This window comes from Sphingobium sp. B2D3C (genome assembly GCF_025961835.1).
Taxonomy (GTDB): Bacteria; Pseudomonadota; Alphaproteobacteria; order Sphingomonadales; family Sphingomonadaceae; genus Sphingobium.
Genome location: NZ_JAOQOK010000001.1, coordinates 130,826 through 146,552, shown reverse-complemented (window position 1 = coordinate 146,552; position 15,727 = coordinate 130,826). Strand labels below are relative to the sequence as shown.

Genomic DNA, 15,727 nt, shown 5'->3' with positions numbered 1-15,727 from the left:
TAGTGATCCGGCGCAATCCCGCGCAGCGTGAGGCCCCGCATCTTGCACAAGGGCCGCCGGGACGGACGGATGCGAGAATCGCTCAAGCTTCCTTATTCACGCAGGGTCGCCCGTTTGGAGACCACTGCTGCGCCCGCTCGCGACAGACGCGAGGGCGACGCATGTCATATCGAAAGTCTATTCATGTCTTTTTTCAATGAGCTTGGCCTTGCCGAGCCTATCCTCCGCGCCCTTGAGACCAAGGGTTATGCGGATCCCACGCCGATCCAGCAGCAGGCCATTCCGGCGCTGATGCAGGGCCGTGACCTGCTCGGCATCGCGCAGACCGGCACCGGCAAGACCGCAGCCTTCTCGCTGCCCTCGCTGCACCGGCTGTTCAACAATCCCCAGCCCCGCAAGCCGGCCTCATGCCGGATGCTGGTGCTCTCGCCCACCCGCGAGCTGGCGGCGCAGATCGCCGAGAACATGCGCGGCTATGCCAAGTATCTCAGCCTCAACGTGCAGGTCGTCTTTGGCGGCGTGCCGGTGGGCAAGCAGGCCCGCGCGCTGGTGCCGGGCACCGACATTCTGGTCGCGACGCCGGGCCGCCTGCTCGACCTGATCGACCAGCGCGCGCTGACGCTGCGCAATGTCGAGATCTTCGTGCTCGACGAGGCCGACCAGATGATGGACCTGGGCTTCATCAAGCCGCTCACGCAGATCGCCAAGATGCTGCCGGCCGAGCGCCAGAGCCTGTTCTTCTCCGCGACCATGCCGCAGGCGATTGCGGAGCTGGGCAAGCGCTTCATCAACGATCCGGTCAAGGTCGAGGTTGCGCCGCAATCCACCACCGCCGAGCGCGTGGAGCAATATGCGACGTTCATCGACCAGAAGGAGAAGCAGGCGCTGCTGACCCTGCGCCTGCGCGACGCCATCGCATCCGGCGCGCTCGACCGGGCGCTCGTCTTCACCCGCACCAAGCACGGCGCGGACCGCGTGGCGCGGCACCTCGTCGCCGCCAAGATCAGCGCGGCGGCCATTCACGGCAACAAGAGCCAGGGCCAGCGCACCGCTGCCCTGCAGGGCTTCCGTACCGGGAGCGTGCAGGTACTGGTTGCGACCGACATTGCCGCGCGCGGCATCGACGTGTCGGGCGTGAGCCATGTCTTCAACTTCGAGCTGCCCAATGTCGCCGAGCAATATGTCCACCGCATCGGCCGCACGGCCCGTGCCGGCGCCGATGGTATTGCGATGAGCTTCGTCGCGCCTGACGAAAAGCCCTATCTGCGCGACATCGAGAAGCTCACCCGCGTCAAGCTGGCGGTGATGCCGCTGCCCGAGGACTTCGTGGTAGAAGCCCGCCGTCTGCCGCTGCCCTCCAAGGCTGCTGTTGCGGACGCCGTCGGCGATGCCGATGGGCGCCGTCAGGGACGCGGTCAGGGCCCGGGCCGTCGCCCCGACTCGCAGCAGCGCCGCGATCGCCCGGAACGCGGCCGGTCCGACGACCGTCGCGAAGCCGGCGCCGGCGCACCGCGCCATGATGGACGGGGCGAGGGACGCGGCGAGCGCCCGGCCCGCTTCGACCGCGCGCCCGGTCAGGATGGCCAGCGCCGGAATGCCGGTGAACGCGGCGAACGCCCCTTCCGTGGCGAGCGGGACGGCCAGACCGCCCGCCCGGCGCGCGCGCCTCGCGATGGGCAGGACGCCCAGCGCAGCGGCCAGCGCAATCCCGGCGGCCGCTATCATGATGGCCACGCCCCGAACCGCCCCGGCTTCGACCCGCTGGCCCAGCGCCCTGAACCTGCCGCGACAATGGATGCCGAGCGCCTGCCCAAGCGCCTGCGCCCGGTCTATGCTGCCGCATCGGGCGAACAGCGCCAGACGGACACCCGCTCCGAGGGCGACCGCGCCCGCAAGCCGGGCGGTCAGCGTCCGCGCCACTTCGGCGGCGGACGTCCGCAAGGCAATCCCGGTGGCGGTCGTCGCAGCGGCGCCGGTCGCGCTGGCTGATCCGTCAGGCCGATATCCTTGAGATCCGATGAGGGGGGAGCGCTGCTTCCCCCTCACTGCATTCCGCCTAGTGCAAGTGCCGCAATTTATCGGGATTGCGCACCACATAGATGCCAATGATGCGCCCTGCCTCGATCTCGAAGGCCGTGGTCTGCAGCTCGCCATCGGCCTCGCGCGTCACGAACCCCGGCAGGCCATTGATGAGCGCTGTGCGCACAAGCTGTGAGCCATGCTTGCGAAACAGCACCGCCAGCGCCTTGTGAAACAGCAGCACATTGCGTCGCCCGAGAACCTCGGCGACCGCTGCCGAACGCTTGCCCCCGCCATCTGCGTGCATGCTGACATCAGCAGCCAACATCGCGCCGAGCGCGGTCATGTCGCCGGTGCGCGACGCCGCGAAGAAGGCGCTCGCGATCTCCAGACCCCGCTGCTTCTCAACGTCGAAGCGGGGCCGCGCCTGCCGCACATGGTCCCGTGCCCGAGCGGCAAGCTGGCGGCAGGCCGCCGGCTCGCGATCGATGGTGGCGGCAATTTCCTCGAACGAGACGCCGAACACATCATGCAGCAGGAACGCCGCGCGCTCGAGCGGTGAGAGCCGCTCCAGCGCGAGCATCAGCGGCAGGGTCACATCCTCCTGCTCATCCTCGTCCTCGATGACCGGCTCGGGCAGCCATGGCCCGACATAATGCTCCCGCTGGACCCGCGCCGACTTGGCATGATCCAGGCAAAGCCGCGTAACGGTACGGCGGAGGAACGCCTCCGGCTCGCGCACCTCCGCGCGTTCGACCCGCATCCAGCGAATGAATGCCTCCTGCACCACATCCTCGGCATCGGCGACGGAGCCGAGCATTCGGTAGGCGACCCGCACCAGCCGGGGACGCAGCGGATCGAAGCTGATCGCTGCATCCTCCTGCTGATGAGGGGACATGGGATGCCCGGCGCGCATCAGGCAGCCAGCTTGCGGGTCGCCGGCGTTTCGATCCACAAGTCGAAGCCGACCGCGAGGCGGTTCCAGCCATTGATGATGTTGATCAGCAACGTCAGCTTCACCTGCTCTTCCTCGCTGAAGTGGGCCGCGAGCTGTGCATAGGCTTCGTCCTTTCCGCCATGCCCTTCCGACAGACGCGTAAGCGCCTCGGTCCACGCCAGCGCGGCCCGCTCCCGTGCGCTATAGCATGGCGCCTCGCGCCAGACCGAGAGCAAGTAGAGGCGCTGCTCGCTCTCGCCCTTTTCGCGTGCTTCGGCGGTGTGCATGTTGAGGCAGTTGGCGCAATGGTTGATCTGCGAGGCGCGGGCCTTCACCAGTTCCACCAGCGCAGGCTCCAGGCTGTCGTTGATGGCAAGCGAGGTCGCCATCCATTGCTTGATGAGCGCGGGCGCGGCGGTGAAGGGATCGAGGCGTGCGGTCATGATCGTGTCTCCTGTCCATCGGGTTTGCACAGGCATGACGAGTGGGCGGACGGCGATTGTGACATGGCGGGAAATTTTTTCTGCCGCCTGCGCAATGGCTACGCCGTCCGGTGCGATCGATGCCTAGACAGGAAGGGCAGCGGCTGGCTAGGACCGCGCATTCGATTCTGACACATTCCATCCGGAGACCTTGCAGACATGAGCGACAACATCGCCGCCGACCAGTTGCGCCTTCTCATCGAGCGCATCGAGCGCCTCGAAGAAGAAAAGAAGGGCATCTCGGACGACATCAAGGATGTCTATGGCGAAGCCAAGGCAACAGGCTATGACGTCAAGATCATGCGCCAGATCGTCCGCCTGCGGAAGCTGCCGCCGCATGATCGCCAGGAGATGGAGGCGATCCTCCAGACCTATCTGGCGGCCCTTGGCATGGAATAAGCCGCACGCACGGCGAGAGGAGCGGAGAGATGGCCGATAATCCCTGGGGCAATGCCCCGACCGAGATGATCGTCACGACCACCAACAATATCGATGGCCGCACGGTGCAGCGTTATTGCGGCGTGGTGACCGGCGAAGTGATCGTGGGTGCCAATCTCTTCCGCGATCTCTTCGCCAGCGTGCGCGATATCGTTGGCGGGCGGGCCGGCGCCTATGAGGAAGTGCTGAGCCGCGCCCGCGAGGAAGCCATGGCGGAAATGCGCCAGCGCGCAGCCGCAGCCGGTGGCAATGCGATCATCGGCGTGGACCTGGATTATGAAGTGCTCGGCTCGGGCGGGTCGATGCTGATGGTCTCGGCCACCGGCACGGCGGTGCTACTCGCAGACCCGGCCTGAGTTAACGCCGGACGCGCCGCCGCCACTCAGGGGGTGGACGGCGCCAGCGGCTTGAGCTTCCCGCGATTGAAATCCGGCACCGGGATCGGCGCATCGAGCATGGTCCATTGCGCGCCGACCAGCGCCAGCCAGCTTGTATAGGGATGCCAGTTGCCGTCCCGGCGCTGCTCCCACTGGCAATCGAAGGCGCCGGGCGCCTCACTGGTTTCCGCGCAGGTCACGGCGCGCAGATCACCGGCATCCACCTCCCCGCTGCCATGATCCCGCAAGGCCTGCGAGAGCGCGTCCGGACTCGGTGCGGGTGACGCGACAGGCGCCTGTGCCGCCAGCGGCGCCGCGACCGGCCAGGCGAGCGCGACCAGCCCCGTAAGGACAGTCATGGCCGCGCCGCGCATGGCGCCTGTTACTCCGCCGCCTTGGCCACGCCGACCAAAGCCGGGCGCAGCAGGCGATCCTTGATCATGTAGCCGGCCTGCATCTCCTGCACGATGGTGCCGGGCGCAGCCTCTGCCGAGGGCATCTCGATCATCGCCTGATGCTTGTTGGGATCGAGCGGCTCGCCCACCGAGGTGAACTTTTCCACGCCATGCTTGCGCAGCGCGCTCTCCATCTCTTTGCCGGTGGCATCGAGGCCCGCGATCAGGCCTTTCACCTTCTCGTCCGCGCGCAGCTCGGCCGGAATGGCCTCCAGCGCGCGACTGAGATTGTCGGCCACGGAAAGAATGTCGCGGGCGAAGGCGGTCGCGGCATAAGCGCGGGTATCGGCCAGTTCCTTCTCCAGCCGGCGACGGACATTCTGGGTATCCGCGACGGCGTAGAGCGTTTCCTGCTTGGCGTTGGCCAGATCTTCCTCCAGCGCGGCGATGCGCGCGGCGGCGATCTCCTCGCGGCTCAGCGTCTCGCCCGCGCCCTCGGCGATGTCAGCGGCCAGGGTCTCATTCTCATTGTTGGTCTGGTCAGTCATGTCTTCCGTCATTTCATCAATCTGCTGAGGGTCTGTGCGGTGAAGTCCACCATGGGGACGACGCGGGCATAGTTCAACCGGGTTGGGCCGATCACACCGACCACGCCGACCACCTGCCCACCGGGTCCGCGATATGGCGCTGCTATGACCGAAGAGCCGCTCAGGGAAAAGAGCTTGTTCTCCGAGCCGATGAAGATCTTGGTCGCGGCACCGGCGCGGGCGCTGTCCAGCAGGCGGGCGATCTCGCTCTTGCCCTCCAGCTCGTCCAGCAACTGGCGCACGCGCTCCAGATCGGCGGCGGATTGCTCGTCGAGCAGATTGGCCTGGCCGCGCACGATTAGCACGGGCCGATCCTCGGTATCGCGACTCCACGCTGCCACGCCCCGCGCGACCAAATGGCGCGAAGCCTCATCAAGCGCCGTTTCCTCCGCTTCGATCTGTCCGCTCAGCCAGGCCTGCACCTCGCTCAGCGTGCGGCCGGTGGCGTGGGCGGAGAGATAATTGGCCGCTTCCACGAGCATCGATGGCGTCGTGCCCGGCGGCAGATCGACAATGCGGTTCTCGACGGTGCCATCCTGCCCGACCAGCACGGCCAGCGCCTGCCGGTCCGAAAGCCAGGCAAAACCGAACTGCTTGAGCAGCGTCTCGCGGCGCGGAACCATCACCAGCCCGGCGCAGGCAGACAGGCCCGAGAGCAGAGCCGAGGCGGCGTTGAGTGCTTCCTCGATCGGCCCTTCCCCGGTCAGCTGCCGCTCGATGGCGCGCTTCTCGTCCTCGGAGGGCTCGGCGACCTGCATCATGGCGTCCACGAACAGACGCAGGCCGGATTCGGTCGGCATCCGCCCCGCCGAGGTGTGCGGCGCAGCGAGCAACCCCGCTTCCTCGAGATCCTGCATCACATTGCGGATCGACGCCGGCGAGAGATTGAGCCCGCTCAACCGGCTGATCGTGCGCGAGCCGACCGGCGCCCCGGTGCCGATGTAGGATTCCACGACGACGCGAAAGATATCGCGCGCGCGATCGCTCAAAAGGTTGATGGGCGGGCCGGACATGCCCTGTATGTAGGACGGCGCGCGGCGCTGGCCAAGTCGCAACAGGGGCGCTAGAGCGCGGGCAAATTTCAGCAGACAAAAGGACATGCTCATGCGCCCATCCGGCCGCGCCCCCGACGAAATGCGCACGATCGCCATGGAACCCGGCTTCACCGTTCATGCCGAGGGCAGCTGCCTCGTTTCCTTTGGCGATACGCGGGTGCTCTGCACGGCGAGCGTAGAAGAGCGGGTGCCGCCGTTTCTGCGCGGCAAGGGCGAAGGCTGGGTGACGGCGGAATATGGCATGCTCCCCCGTGCCACGCACACGCGTGGGTCACGCGAGGCAGCCAAGGGCAAGCAGTCTGGGCGCACGCAGGAGATTCAGCGGCTGATCGGCCGCTCGCTCCGGGCGGTGGTGGACCTCAAGGCCCTTGGCGAGCGGCAGATCACGCTCGATTGCGACGTGATCCAGGCCGATGGCGGCACCCGCACGGCCAGCATCTCCGGCGCCTGGGTGGCGCTGCGGATCGCAGTGGACAAGCTGCTCGCCAGCGGCGCGCTGACGACCGACCCGATTCAGGCGAAGGTCGCCGCCGTCTCCTGCGGCATCTATCAGGGCAATCCGGTGCTCGACCTCGATTATATCGAGGACAGCAATGCCCATGCCGACGCGAACTTCGTGCTGCTCTCCAACGGCAACATTGCCGAGGCTCAGGCCACGGCGGAAGGCGCAACCTATGACGAGGAAGCGCTGCTGCGCCTGCTGCGCCTCGCACGCATCGGCTGCACGCAGATCTTCGCCGCGCAGGACCGCGCCACGGGGCGGTAAGTCAGTTTGGAAAAACGAAGGGGGATATCGAATGACAATCTGGCGATCATGTTTGGGCTTGGCGCTCCTTATCACCCCGACAGTGGCAATTGCGCAGGCCCCGAACGCGCAAACGAGGGGCATCACCTATGCCTGCGATACGGCTCCGGGGCATTTCTCCGAGCTGACATTTCCCGTGCCGGAGGGCTCGGTGACAGTATCCGGGAAAATGAAGCTGCTGAACATCGCCAAAGATAGCAAGTGGGCACCGCTTGCGCGCGTTCACTTCATGGCTGCGTCGCCGCCGGGACAATCCTCGGGTGATCAGGCCGGCTTCATCTTGAAAGCATTGCTCGCCAGCAAGGTAGGGTTGAAGACCAGGGACAGGAATGCTGTCGTGCAATACCTCCAGTGGGATGAGTTCCACGGTGGACAAGAAGTCGAACATCAGCTCTTCGGCATCGCGGAAGATGCCCCGGTCTATGATTTCTCTCTAACGTTCGACGGTCAGTCCGTCGTGGGCACGATCGCTGGCGAAGAAACGAGAATAGCGTTCGCGGTGCCGGACCCCGTGGTGCGTATCGTCTGCTCCACTGGCGAATTTCTCTTTACAGACCTAAAAATCACCTCGGCCCGATGAACGCAATGACCGGCAAACTGGAACCCGGCAAGCTCGTCATCGCGAGCCACAATGAAGGCAAGGTGCGCGAGATCAGCGCGCTGCTCGGGCCTTATGGCATGGCGCCGGTGTCTGCCGGATCGCTCGGCCTGCCCGAGCCGGAGGAGACCGGCACCACCTTCGCGGAAAACGCCGCCCTCAAGGCGCTCGCCTCCGCCACTGCCTCCGGCCTGCCCGCGCTGGCCGATGACAGTGGCCTCGATGTGGCGGCGCTGGGCGGACGGCCCGGCGTCTACACCGCCGACTGGGCGGAGCGGCAGTGGTTCGAGGGCGAGCCCGGGCGCGACTGGTATATGGCGATGGGCAAGGTCGAAGGCCTGCTCTGCGCGCAAGGCCCGCAGGCGGACCGCAGCGCGGCCTTCGTCTGCACGCTCTGCCTCGCCTGGCCGGATGGCGAGACCGTTTTGTTCGAGGGTCGCGTCGCCGGCAGCCTTGTCTGGCCGCCGCGCGGCGCGCAGGGCTTTGGCTATGATCCGGTGTTCCTGCCGATCGGGGCGACGCAGACCTTTGGCGAGATGTCCATCGAGGCCAAGCAAGCGGTCAGCCACCGCGCCCGCGCATTCGAGCAACTGGTCACTGCGCTGTTCTGAAAGGACGCCCCGCGCTCAGCGCCCCGCGTAATCGACCGACGCGCGGTGCCCGTAGACATTGCCCGCCGGATCGTAGCGGCACACCAGCACGTCCAGCGTCGCCGTGGGGTGGAGCGCGCAGCCGACGCGGCGCGTGCCGGCCCAGATGATCTGTGAATAATGGCCGACATCCGCCCAATTGCCGCTGCGCGAAATGTCCGGCACCGGCGCATCCAGGTAGAGCGCGCGCTCTTCCAGCCAGCTCTCCGCCATTTCCTCATAGGCATAGGCATCGCGGGTGCCGGCCCACAGATTCTCGCCATAGTTGCCCGCGCCGCCGGTTTTGTGATGGGCCGCAATCGGATCCGGCTCCTGCGCCAGCCGGGTGGCGCTCTGCGCCGCATCGGCCGCGAGTTCATCGCTCCACGCCAGCTTCGGCACGCCCCGCGCGGCGCGTTCGCCATTGTGAGCACCCAGCATGATATCGCGAAAATGCGCCGCATCGCGCGGCATGGCAGCAGAAGGCGCATCGCCAGCCAACACGGGCGCCGGCGTCAGGGTGCAGAGCGCGAGCAGGCCCATCGCCGCCAGCATACGCCGTCGCACCACTTCTCGCCCTTTGCCCGCGTCCATGTGCGTCCGCCGTCCCCCCCTGCGGTTCCGGTGGGGAACCTAGCTGAGTATGAACGGTTGGGAAAACATTTTCTTCACCAATAAATTGCGTTAAATCATTGTTAATTAATATTTAACCATCAAACCGTGGCATATTCTCCATGGGCTGACTTTGGCGCGCAGTCCGCTATAGCGGCGGCCATGGCCTCTCCCGCGCCGCTTGCCCTCTATATCCACTGGCCGTTCTGCGTGGCCAAATGCCCCTATTGCGACTTCAACAGCCATGTTCGCGATACGGTGGATCAGGCCGCGTGGCGCGCCGCGCTGCTCGCCGATCTGGCCCATGAAGCCGCGCTGCTGCCGGGCCGGACGCTGGGCAGCATTTTCTTCGGCGGCGGCACACCCTCGCTGATGCCGCCCGAGACGGTGGCCGCGCTGATCGATGCGGCGACCGGCCACTGGGCGGTCGCGCACGACATCGAGATCACGATGGAGGCCAATCCGAACAGCGCCGAGGCCGCGCGCTTCGCGCAGGTGGCGTCCGCCGGGGTCAACCGCCTTTCGCTGGGCCTGCAGGCGCTGGACGACGATGCCTTGCGCTTTCTGGGCCGGGCGCACGGCGTGGACGAAGGCCTCAGGGCGCTGGCGGCCGCGCAGGCTTGCGTGCCGCGCGTCAGCCTCGACCTCATCTATGCGCGCCCCGGCCAGAGCGAGGCGGACTGGGAGCGCGAACTGGCCCGCGCGCTCAGCTTCGGCACCGATCATCTCTCGCTCTATCAACTGACCATCGAGCCCGGCACGCGGTTCGAAACCGACGTGCGCCGGGGCACGCTGGTGCCCGCCGATGCGGACCATGCCGCGACGCTGTTCGAGGTGACGCAGGCCATGACGTTGGCGGCCCGCCGCCCGGCCTATGAAGTCTCCAACCATGCCGCGCCGGGGCAGGAGAGCCGGCACAACCTCGCTTACTGGCGCTATGCCGATTATGCCGGCGTCGGTCCCGGTGCGCATGGTCGGCGCGGCGGCATGGCCACCGTGCGTCATCGCAAGCCCGAAAACTGGATGGCGGCGCTGGATCGCAATGGCCATGGCCTCGCCGAGGAGCGCGTGCTGCCCGGCGGCGAACAGGCGGCCGAAGCGCTGATGATGGGCCTGCGCCTCGCCGAAGGGATCGATCTGGCCGCGCTCAGCCAGCGCACCGGGTTGGACCGCCCGTCGCTAGTGGACAAGGACGCCATTGCAAAGCTGGTCGGCCATGGCCTGCTCGAGCAAACCGGCGAGCGCCTGCGCGTCACCCCGGCCGGAATGCTACTGCTGGATGCCATTCTGGCGGAAATCGTGATGGCAGGCTGAGGCGACCACGCTCCGCCCTCATTAACCATTCGACCATTTGGGTTAACTCGTGGATAATGGCCACAGTCCTTCCCACCCGAGTCAGCTCATCTGAGGGAAGGCGTCAACTTCGTGGGGGAGTAGACATGGCCTTTCCAACCATTTGCAAAATCGCATCGCACCGGTCCGGCGTGATCATCGCTGCCTGTGCGCTGGCGCTGCAAGGGAGCGCTACGCAGGCCCTGACAATCGCCAGTCTTAAGGGCCAGGGCCTCGATCACATCTATGGCAGCTACGCGCCGCGCGGCGATTGCAGCGGGGAGCCCCGCGTCACCATCGACGACAAGGGCATGACCTTCCGCGCCAATGGCCGCACGGTCACGCCGCCGCGCGTCGAATATGCAGTGAGCTTCATGGGCCCCAGCTATGAGGGCATCACGGCCGTGTTCATGCCGTTTCCGATCAGCGCCAGCGATTCCGGGCGCGTCTATATGTACGTCAATGATGACGAAAAGGCCGGGGTCATCCGGTTCGAGGACAATCTGATGCGCGGTCAGAGACCTGACCCTTTTCATGCCGCCTTTACGGCAGGCGGATTGTTCATGCTCTGCAAGGGCAGCGCGGCCGTCGGCACGCCAGCCCCGACGCCGCCCCGACCAGCGGCAACACCGGCCGCCGCCGTACAGGGCATCCCGGCGGAATGGACGAACCTCGCCAGCCTCGTGGGCAAATATCCGGGCAGCTACGCCAAAGATAATATCGATCTGCTGGATCGCGGCGCCGTCGCGACGGCGCTCAAGTCCCGGCTAGGGCCGAAGATGGACGTGCTGCGGACCAATCTCTCGGTCGTCACCCCGCTCAAGCGCGTCGGGAATTATTATTATCTCTCCGGCAACGCCCAGCACAAGGGCGGCGAGGAGCAGGCCTATATCATGATCGACCCCGCCCGGCGGGCGGTGCAGGTGGGCCTGTGGGAACGCGGCAAGCTGAGCGTTTACGCCCCCGCCACCGGTACACGGCTGCCCGTCGCGCCCGAGATCAAGACCCTGCTGGATAACAGTCCGCCCGAGACGGCGGCGGCCCTGCCCGGCACGCCGTGGGAAGTCGTGCCCGTCGCCGGGCGCGCGCCCATGGCCTATGTCAGCGCCGCAGCATCCCCCAACATCGAAGCCCTCAGCCTCTATTGCGAGGGCGGGAAGCCTTATATGGCGATGCTGCTCAACAAGCCGACCGCCGGCAACGCCTTGACGATGACCTGGAATTTCGCCGGCCATCTGGTCAACATTCCCGTCCAGCGTGGCAGCGCCAACGGCACCCACTGGATCGGCGGCATCACCGGCACACCTTTGGTGCCGCTGCTGACCCAGCAGAAAGGAACGGCGATGCTGCGGATCAACGGCAGGCTGGAGGGCGAGGCATCGCTCAGCAATGCGACGATGGCGCTGCGCGCGGCCTTGCGGGGCTGCGTGAAGATGTGATCCGACAGGGGGCGGATGGCCTCGCAGGCCATCACTCCCGCCACTTCCCCCGCCCGGCTTTTACCGACGCGCGCTTGGTCTTGCCTTCGACACGGCGCACCTGCGAGGCTTTGGTGGGCTTGGTCGGCTTGCGTTTCTTGGGCACGATGGTGGCCTGCGCGATCAGATCGCACAGCCGCTGGCGCACTTCGCGCCGGTTCTCGAACTGCGAGCGCGAGCCTTCGCTGCGCAAGATGAGCACCCCCTCCCCCGTCATCCGTGTGCCCGCCAGCGCTGCGAGGCGCACCTTAACCGCCTCCGGCAGCGACGACGAACCGGCGACATCGAAGCGGAGAATGACCGCGCTGTCGGTGGTATTGACATGCTGACCGCCAGCCCCGGACGCGCGCGTGGCGCTCTCGAGAAGCTCGTCCTCATCGATGCTGATCGATCGCGTGATCTGGATGCGCGGCATGGCCCCTCATCACCCGGCGCGGGGCACTGTCGCAAGAGCCAATCGCTGCCGGGCCTGACGATCAGTTTCCGGTGGTGGGGGCGCCGGGAGACAGCAGCGGCGCCTCACTCGGCACCGAAGGCGAGGACGCGGCGGGAGGCGGGGCCGGATTCGCAGACGCGGGCTGCGATGTGGTGCGTGCAGGCGCGGATCGGACCGGCGGCGGTGAGGCCTGCCGCTCGCTCCGCGCTGCGGGCGCAGGTGCGGCTGTCGCGGCGCGTGGCTGCGCCTGTGTTCGAATTTGGGCCGGGCGCGCGGCAGGACTGGGCGCCGGCGCAACCGCCGACACCGGCGGCGCGGCGGCGTCAGGGAGAGGAATGGCGGGCGCGGTGCTGTTCGCAGCGGCCTCGGGCGCCGCGCTCTCCACCGTAGCGGCGGGCTCGCTCGAGGGACCGAAGGCGCCCAGCCGCTCGCCGAGCATGAGCGCCCCCGCCGCAAACAAAGCCAGCGCAATCAGTCCGACCAGGCCCATTGCGGCGATCCACACCGTCCCCATCCGGCGGACGTAGCGGGCGGAGGTCGTCGCCGCATCGCTCAGCTCGCCGGAGAGAGAAACCTCGGTCCAATCCGTCATCGCTCGCCGCATCGCTCCAGCCAGTGGGACCGTGAGCGCCAGGCCAACGAGCGCCGCCAGCAGCGCCATCATCATGCCGCCGAAGAAGGTCAGAGCCACTTGCGAGAGGGCATCCGGCCCGAGGCTGTCCCGCGCGAGCAGGCTCAGGCACAGGCCGCCGGCATTCAGCAGAACCAGCATCGTCAGCGCCCAGCGATAGAGCGCGGAGGTCTCCTCCACCAAGCGCGTCATGCCGGCGCCCAGCCGCTCCACGCCACGGCGCCCTACGTCCCGGCCCAGCGCCCGCATCTCCTCCGCTTCGCTCACGCCTGTCTGCCCGATCGGCTCCATGGCTGCTTCCCCGTTTCGTTAACCGCCCGATAATCCTGAGCCTGAAGACCATGCGGCGGCCCGATCCGCAAGAGCCAAGAGGCTGGCGCGGGTGGCAGGCGGCACCTAAATGGGCAGGCATGTACGATTTTTCTCCCGCAACGGGCAGCGACAAGCCCGCTCTTTATGCCGATCTCCTCGCTGCGGCGCGCGCGCTGACCGAGGGCGAGCCAGACGCCATCGCCAATATGGCAAATGTCGCAGCGCTGATCTGGCAATATGTCCCGGACCTCAACTGGGCCGGCTTCTACCGGCTGGTGGATGAGGTGCTGGTGCTCGGCCCATTTCAAGGCAAGCCGGCCTGCATCCGCATCGCGCTGGGCAGCGGCGTGTGCGGTACGGCTGCGGCGACCCGGCAGGTCCAGCGCGTCGAGGATGTCCACGCCTTCCCCGGCCACATCGCCTGCGATGCCGCCTCTGCATCGGAACTGGTCGTGCCGGTGATCCATAAGGGCGCGCTGATCGGCGTGCTCGATCTCGACAGTCCCCGCCCCGCCCGCTTCGACGAGGCCGACGCCGCCGGGCTGGACGCGCTCTGCGCAGCAATCGCCCCCGCTCTGGCAGGCTGACGCAGGGGCCTTTCGGCTGATCCACTTTGGGACGCGCGACGGGGCGAGCGGACTCGCCAAGCCGGTAAGGCATTGATAGCCTCCCCTTATCGCTCACACCAAGGCGCATGGCCGCAAGGCGCAACATCGCGGCCACACGCCCCGAGCGAACTGGAACCGGGGGGCTTTCCAGCAGGGGTCCGGCAGCTTTCGAGCGGCCGGACCCTTAGCGTTTTGGTGCTGGGTGGCTGGGGAGGTTTGGCGTTGGAGCGATCGGCATTTTGGATCGCGTTTGAAAGGCAGCCTGTTCTGGCGTCACGACTTAGCTGACGTCAATGCTATCGCAGGACCGATGGCTTCGTCCGCAATCACCACAGGTAGATCTGGGCCATGGCGTGAACCATGCGACGAAGCCTTTGTTACTTTGAAAGGGTGAGAGATCGCAGCTTGGGCAGCGGAATTCGCACATCGCAAAGACCCATTGGCTGATCCAAAAAACTGCGCCGACGAACATTCCCGCATCACCGAACGTCCGGTTCAGCAGTGGTATCCATATGGGCGCGCTGAAGAATTCGAGCAAAACGAGAGCCGAAAAAATCCAGCATTTGGGGTAGAGTGACATAAATGCCGTCTGCCATCATCGAGCTGTTCCGACAACGCCTGGATAGCCACATAACTTCTGCGTTCGTATAGCTTGATGGGCCGAGCTTTGGTCTAGAACTAGCTGCCAGGACGCGACGACTTCGCAGGTGCTCCTCCCCTCCTCCGAAGGTGGCTAAGATTACCGCCATCTGGGCTCCGATAAGCGGGGCGCCAGAGTATTAAGACGTTCTAGCCTCGTCCCCATCGTCACCCCGGGCTTGACCCGGGGTCCAGCTTCTTTCGGGGCCCGCTCCGAACACACCGCGACTTTCTCTTGCAAAAGCTTGGTGCGAATTACGTTCTCACAAGAAGGGCTAGCGGGACCCCGGGTCAAGCCCGGGGTGACGGTGAGCGTTGGACGTCATTTCGCACGCCATCGCGAACAACTGCGCTCTTACTTGAGAACCCGCCCCTCATGGTCGCGAGTCAGGCTCTGCTCCGGGCGCACAGCGCTTTGCGTTTCTGCGGAGGCTGCCGGCAGCACCAGCCGCTCCCAGCCGGCGCGGCCGAGCTTTTCCATCGGCTGATAGCGGACCTTGTAATTCATCCGGTCGGAGCCTTCGACCCAGTAGCCGAGGTACACATAGGGCAGGCCGGCGCGCTGGGCGCGCAGGATGTGGTCGACGATGATGTAGCTGCCGAGGCCATTGCGGCCTTCCAGCTCTGGCTCGAAGAAGCTGTAGATCATCGACAGCCCATCGCCCTGCTTGTCCGTCAGGCAGGCGCCGATCAGCCGACCGGGGCGTCCGTCTTCGTCTGGCTCGCGATATTCGATGAGATAGGTCTCGACTGGCGTCTGCTCGACCATGTCGGCAAAATCGATCTCGTCCATCTCGGTCATTCCGCCGGTCGGGTGGCGGGCGGCGAGATAGCGTTGGAGCAGCGAGAATTGCTCGTCGGTGGACCAGGGCTTGCACGCCCGCACCACCAGATCGCTATTGCGGCGCACGAGGCGGCGTTGCGTGGCATTGGGCTTGAATTCGTTGGCCACGATCCGCACCGAGACGCAGGCCGTGCAATCCGCACAGCTCGGGCGATAGGCCACGTTCTGGCTGCGGCGAAAGCCGATGCGGCCCAGCGCGTCGTTGAGCTCGGACGCGTGCTCGCCGGTCAGCTCGGTAAACACCTTCCGCTCCGTACGCCCAGGCAGATAGGGGCACGGTCCGGCATTGGTCATGAAGAACCGCGGAAAGCGGAAAGCAGCGCTCACATCAACTCCCAGCGGCCCGGCAAAGGCCCGTGATTCAATGGCTCAAGAGACTATGCCTCTATCCCCCCAGTGTGAAAAGAGCATTTACCACGGATTTTTCTGTGCCCGATGGGGCAGACTTCGCGCTGCGCGACAATCACGAGCCTTGCTTCTCGCGCCGTCCTGATCGATAGTAAGGTAACGAAT

At 66.2% G+C, this 15,727-nt stretch carries 17 protein-coding genes and 1 pseudogene; 9 read left to right on the top strand and 9 right to left on the bottom strand.

The window, feature by feature from the left end:
- Window positions 1-183 precede the first annotated feature (183 nt).
- A pseudogene (locus M2339_RS00605) lies at window positions 184-1,608 on the top strand (DEAD/DEAH box helicase); the annotation flags it as partial.
- Between the two features lie 448 nt (window positions 1,609-2,056).
- Here the strand turns inward: M2339_RS00605 and M2339_RS00600 are convergent.
- Together M2339_RS00600 and M2339_RS00595 are read right to left on the bottom strand one after the other, a co-directional pair.
- Window positions 2,057-2,917: a sigma-70 family RNA polymerase sigma factor gene (locus M2339_RS00600; protein ID WP_264587847.1), complete on the bottom strand. Its 861-nt coding sequence runs from the start codon at window positions 2,915-2,917 to the stop codon at window positions 2,057-2,059.
- Window positions 2,918-2,934: 17 nt separating this feature from the next.
- On the bottom strand, window positions 2,935-3,399 hold the full coding sequence (locus M2339_RS00595) for a carboxymuconolactone decarboxylase family protein (RefSeq protein WP_264587848.1): 465 nt from the start codon (window positions 3,397-3,399) through the stop codon (window positions 2,935-2,937).
- 198 nt (window positions 3,400-3,597) lie between these two features.
- Here M2339_RS00595 and M2339_RS00590 point away from each other — a divergent pair, with 198 nt between their 5' ends.
- Complete coding sequence (locus tag M2339_RS00590) at window positions 3,598-3,837, top strand: DUF2312 domain-containing protein (protein ID WP_181560613.1); 240 nt, start codon at window positions 3,598-3,600, stop codon at window positions 3,835-3,837.
- Window positions 3,838-3,902: 65 nt separating this feature from the next.
- Window positions 3,903-4,232: a heavy metal-binding domain-containing protein gene (locus M2339_RS00585; protein ID WP_181561513.1), complete on the top strand. Its 330-nt coding sequence runs from the start codon at window positions 3,903-3,905 to the stop codon at window positions 4,230-4,232.
- Between the two features lie 26 nt (window positions 4,233-4,258).
- On the opposite strand, the gene M2339_RS00580 is transcribed toward M2339_RS00585, so the two are convergent.
- Genes M2339_RS00580 through hrcA form a run of 3 tightly spaced genes read right to left on the bottom strand, consistent with a single transcriptional unit; the run spans window position 4,259 to window position 6,248 of the window.
- Window positions 4,259-4,612 (bottom strand): hypothetical protein, encoded by a 354-nt coding sequence (locus M2339_RS00580; protein WP_264587849.1) that lies wholly within the window; start codon window positions 4,610-4,612, stop codon window positions 4,259-4,261.
- 23 nt (window positions 4,613-4,635) lie between these two features.
- Entirely contained in the window at window positions 4,636-5,196 is a 561-nt protein-coding gene (gene grpE, locus M2339_RS00575; protein WP_413714708.1) for a nucleotide exchange factor GrpE, read from the bottom strand.
- An 8-nt stretch (window positions 5,197-5,204) separates the two neighbouring features.
- Window positions 5,205-6,248: a heat-inducible transcriptional repressor HrcA gene (hrcA, locus tag M2339_RS00570; protein ID WP_264572305.1), complete on the bottom strand. Its 1,044-nt coding sequence runs from the start codon at window positions 6,246-6,248 to the stop codon at window positions 5,205-5,207.
- Window positions 6,249-6,339: 91 nt separating this feature from the next.
- On the opposite strand from hrcA, the gene rph reads away from it, so the two are divergent.
- From rph to rdgB, 3 genes are read left to right on the top strand one after another with little or no spacing between them, the layout of a single operon-like run.
- On the top strand, window positions 6,340-7,056 hold the full coding sequence (gene rph, locus M2339_RS00565) for a ribonuclease PH (RefSeq protein ID WP_264585748.1): 717 nt from the start codon (window positions 6,340-6,342) through the stop codon (window positions 7,054-7,056).
- Between the two features lie 58 nt (window positions 7,057-7,114).
- A complete protein-coding gene (locus M2339_RS00560; protein ID WP_264573600.1) occupies window positions 7,115-7,675 on the top strand; it encodes a hypothetical protein in 561 nt (186 codons plus the stop codon).
- A gap of 5 nt (window positions 7,676-7,680) precedes the next feature.
- Window positions 7,681-8,304: an RdgB/HAM1 family non-canonical purine NTP pyrophosphatase gene (gene rdgB, locus M2339_RS00555; protein WP_264587851.1), complete on the top strand. Its 624-nt coding sequence runs from the start codon at window positions 7,681-7,683 to the stop codon at window positions 8,302-8,304.
- 15 nt (window positions 8,305-8,319) lie between these two features.
- On the opposite strand, the gene M2339_RS00550 is transcribed toward rdgB, so the two are convergent.
- A complete protein-coding gene (locus tag M2339_RS00550) occupies window positions 8,320-8,916 on the bottom strand; it encodes a CAP domain-containing protein (protein WP_264587852.1) in 597 nt (198 codons plus the stop codon).
- Window positions 8,917-9,096: 180 nt separating this feature from the next.
- Here M2339_RS00550 and hemW point away from each other — a divergent pair, with 180 nt between their 5' ends.
- Window positions 9,097-10,248: a radical SAM family heme chaperone HemW gene (gene hemW, locus M2339_RS00545; RefSeq protein WP_264587853.1), complete on the top strand. Its 1,152-nt coding sequence runs from the start codon at window positions 9,097-9,099 to the stop codon at window positions 10,246-10,248.
- 125 nt (window positions 10,249-10,373) lie between these two features.
- Window positions 10,374-11,705 carry a hypothetical protein gene (locus M2339_RS00540; protein ID WP_264587854.1) on the top strand — a complete coding sequence of 444 codons (1,332 nt, stop codon included), beginning with the start codon at window positions 10,374-10,376 and terminating at the stop codon, window positions 11,703-11,705.
- 31 nt (window positions 11,706-11,736) lie between these two features.
- Here M2339_RS00540 and arfB read toward each other — a convergent pair whose 3' ends face one another.
- The gene (arfB, locus tag M2339_RS00535; RefSeq protein WP_264585753.1) at window positions 11,737-12,159 is read right to left on the bottom strand and encodes an alternative ribosome rescue aminoacyl-tRNA hydrolase ArfB; all 423 of its coding nucleotides are present in this window, start codon (window positions 12,157-12,159) and stop codon (window positions 11,737-11,739) included.
- Window positions 12,160-12,220: 61 nt separating this feature from the next.
- Window positions 12,221-13,102, bottom strand: coding sequence for a hypothetical protein (locus M2339_RS00530; RefSeq protein ID WP_264606118.1), 882 nt, complete (start codon window positions 13,100-13,102; stop codon window positions 12,221-12,223).
- Window positions 13,103-13,221: 119 nt separating this feature from the next.
- Here M2339_RS00530 and M2339_RS00525 point away from each other — a divergent pair, with 119 nt between their 5' ends.
- Window positions 13,222-13,710: a GAF domain-containing protein gene (locus tag M2339_RS00525; protein ID WP_264587856.1), complete on the top strand. Its 489-nt coding sequence runs from the start codon at window positions 13,222-13,224 to the stop codon at window positions 13,708-13,710.
- A 1,015-nt stretch (window positions 13,711-14,725) separates the two neighbouring features.
- Here the strand turns inward: M2339_RS00525 and M2339_RS00520 are convergent.
- The gene (locus M2339_RS00520) at window positions 14,726-15,541 is read right to left on the bottom strand and encodes an arginyltransferase (protein ID WP_319801019.1); all 816 of its coding nucleotides are present in this window, start codon (window positions 15,539-15,541) and stop codon (window positions 14,726-14,728) included.
- Window positions 15,542-15,727 lie beyond the last annotated feature (186 nt).

Bases quoted from the DNA above. Each gene is read 5' to 3' on its own strand.
- hemW (WP_264587853.1), top strand. From the start codon at position 9,097: ATGGCCTCTCCCGCGCCGCTTGCCCTCTATATCCACTGGCCGTTCTGC.
- hrcA (WP_264572305.1), bottom strand. From the start codon at position 6,248: ATGTCCGGCCCGCCCATCAACCTTTTGAGCGATCGCGCGCGCGATATC.
- M2339_RS00525 (WP_264587856.1), top strand. From the start codon at position 13,222: ATGTACGATTTTTCTCCCGCAACGGGCAGCGACAAGCCCGCTCTTTAT.
- grpE (WP_413714708.1), bottom strand. From the start codon at position 5,196: ATGACTGACCAGACCAACAATGAGAATGAGACCCTGGCCGCTGACATC.
- M2339_RS00590 (WP_181560613.1), top strand. From the start codon at position 3,598: ATGAGCGACAACATCGCCGCCGACCAGTTGCGCCTTCTCATCGAGCGC.
- rph (WP_264585748.1), top strand. From the start codon at position 6,340: ATGCGCCCATCCGGCCGCGCCCCCGACGAAATGCGCACGATCGCCATG.
- M2339_RS00580 (WP_264587849.1), bottom strand. From the start codon at position 4,612: ATGACTGTCCTTACGGGGCTGGTCGCGCTCGCCTGGCCGGTCGCGGCG.
- M2339_RS00600 (WP_264587847.1), bottom strand. From the start codon at position 2,917: ATGTCCCCTCATCAGCAGGAGGATGCAGCGATCAGCTTCGATCCGCTG.
- rdgB (WP_264587851.1), top strand. From the start codon at position 7,681: ATGACCGGCAAACTGGAACCCGGCAAGCTCGTCATCGCGAGCCACAAT.
- M2339_RS00585 (WP_181561513.1), top strand. From the start codon at position 3,903: ATGATCGTCACGACCACCAACAATATCGATGGCCGCACGGTGCAGCGT.
- M2339_RS00530 (WP_264606118.1), bottom strand. From the start codon at position 13,102: ATGGAGCCGATCGGGCAGACAGGCGTGAGCGAAGCGGAGGAGATGCGG.
- M2339_RS00595 (WP_264587848.1), bottom strand. From the start codon at position 3,399: ATGACCGCACGCCTCGATCCCTTCACCGCCGCGCCCGCGCTCATCAAG.
- arfB (WP_264585753.1), bottom strand. From the start codon at position 12,159: ATGCCGCGCATCCAGATCACGCGATCGATCAGCATCGATGAGGACGAG.
- M2339_RS00550 (WP_264587852.1), bottom strand. From the start codon at position 8,916: ATGGACGCGGGCAAAGGGCGAGAAGTGGTGCGACGGCGTATGCTGGCG.
- M2339_RS00540 (WP_264587854.1), top strand. From the start codon at position 10,374: ATGGCCTTTCCAACCATTTGCAAAATCGCATCGCACCGGTCCGGCGTG.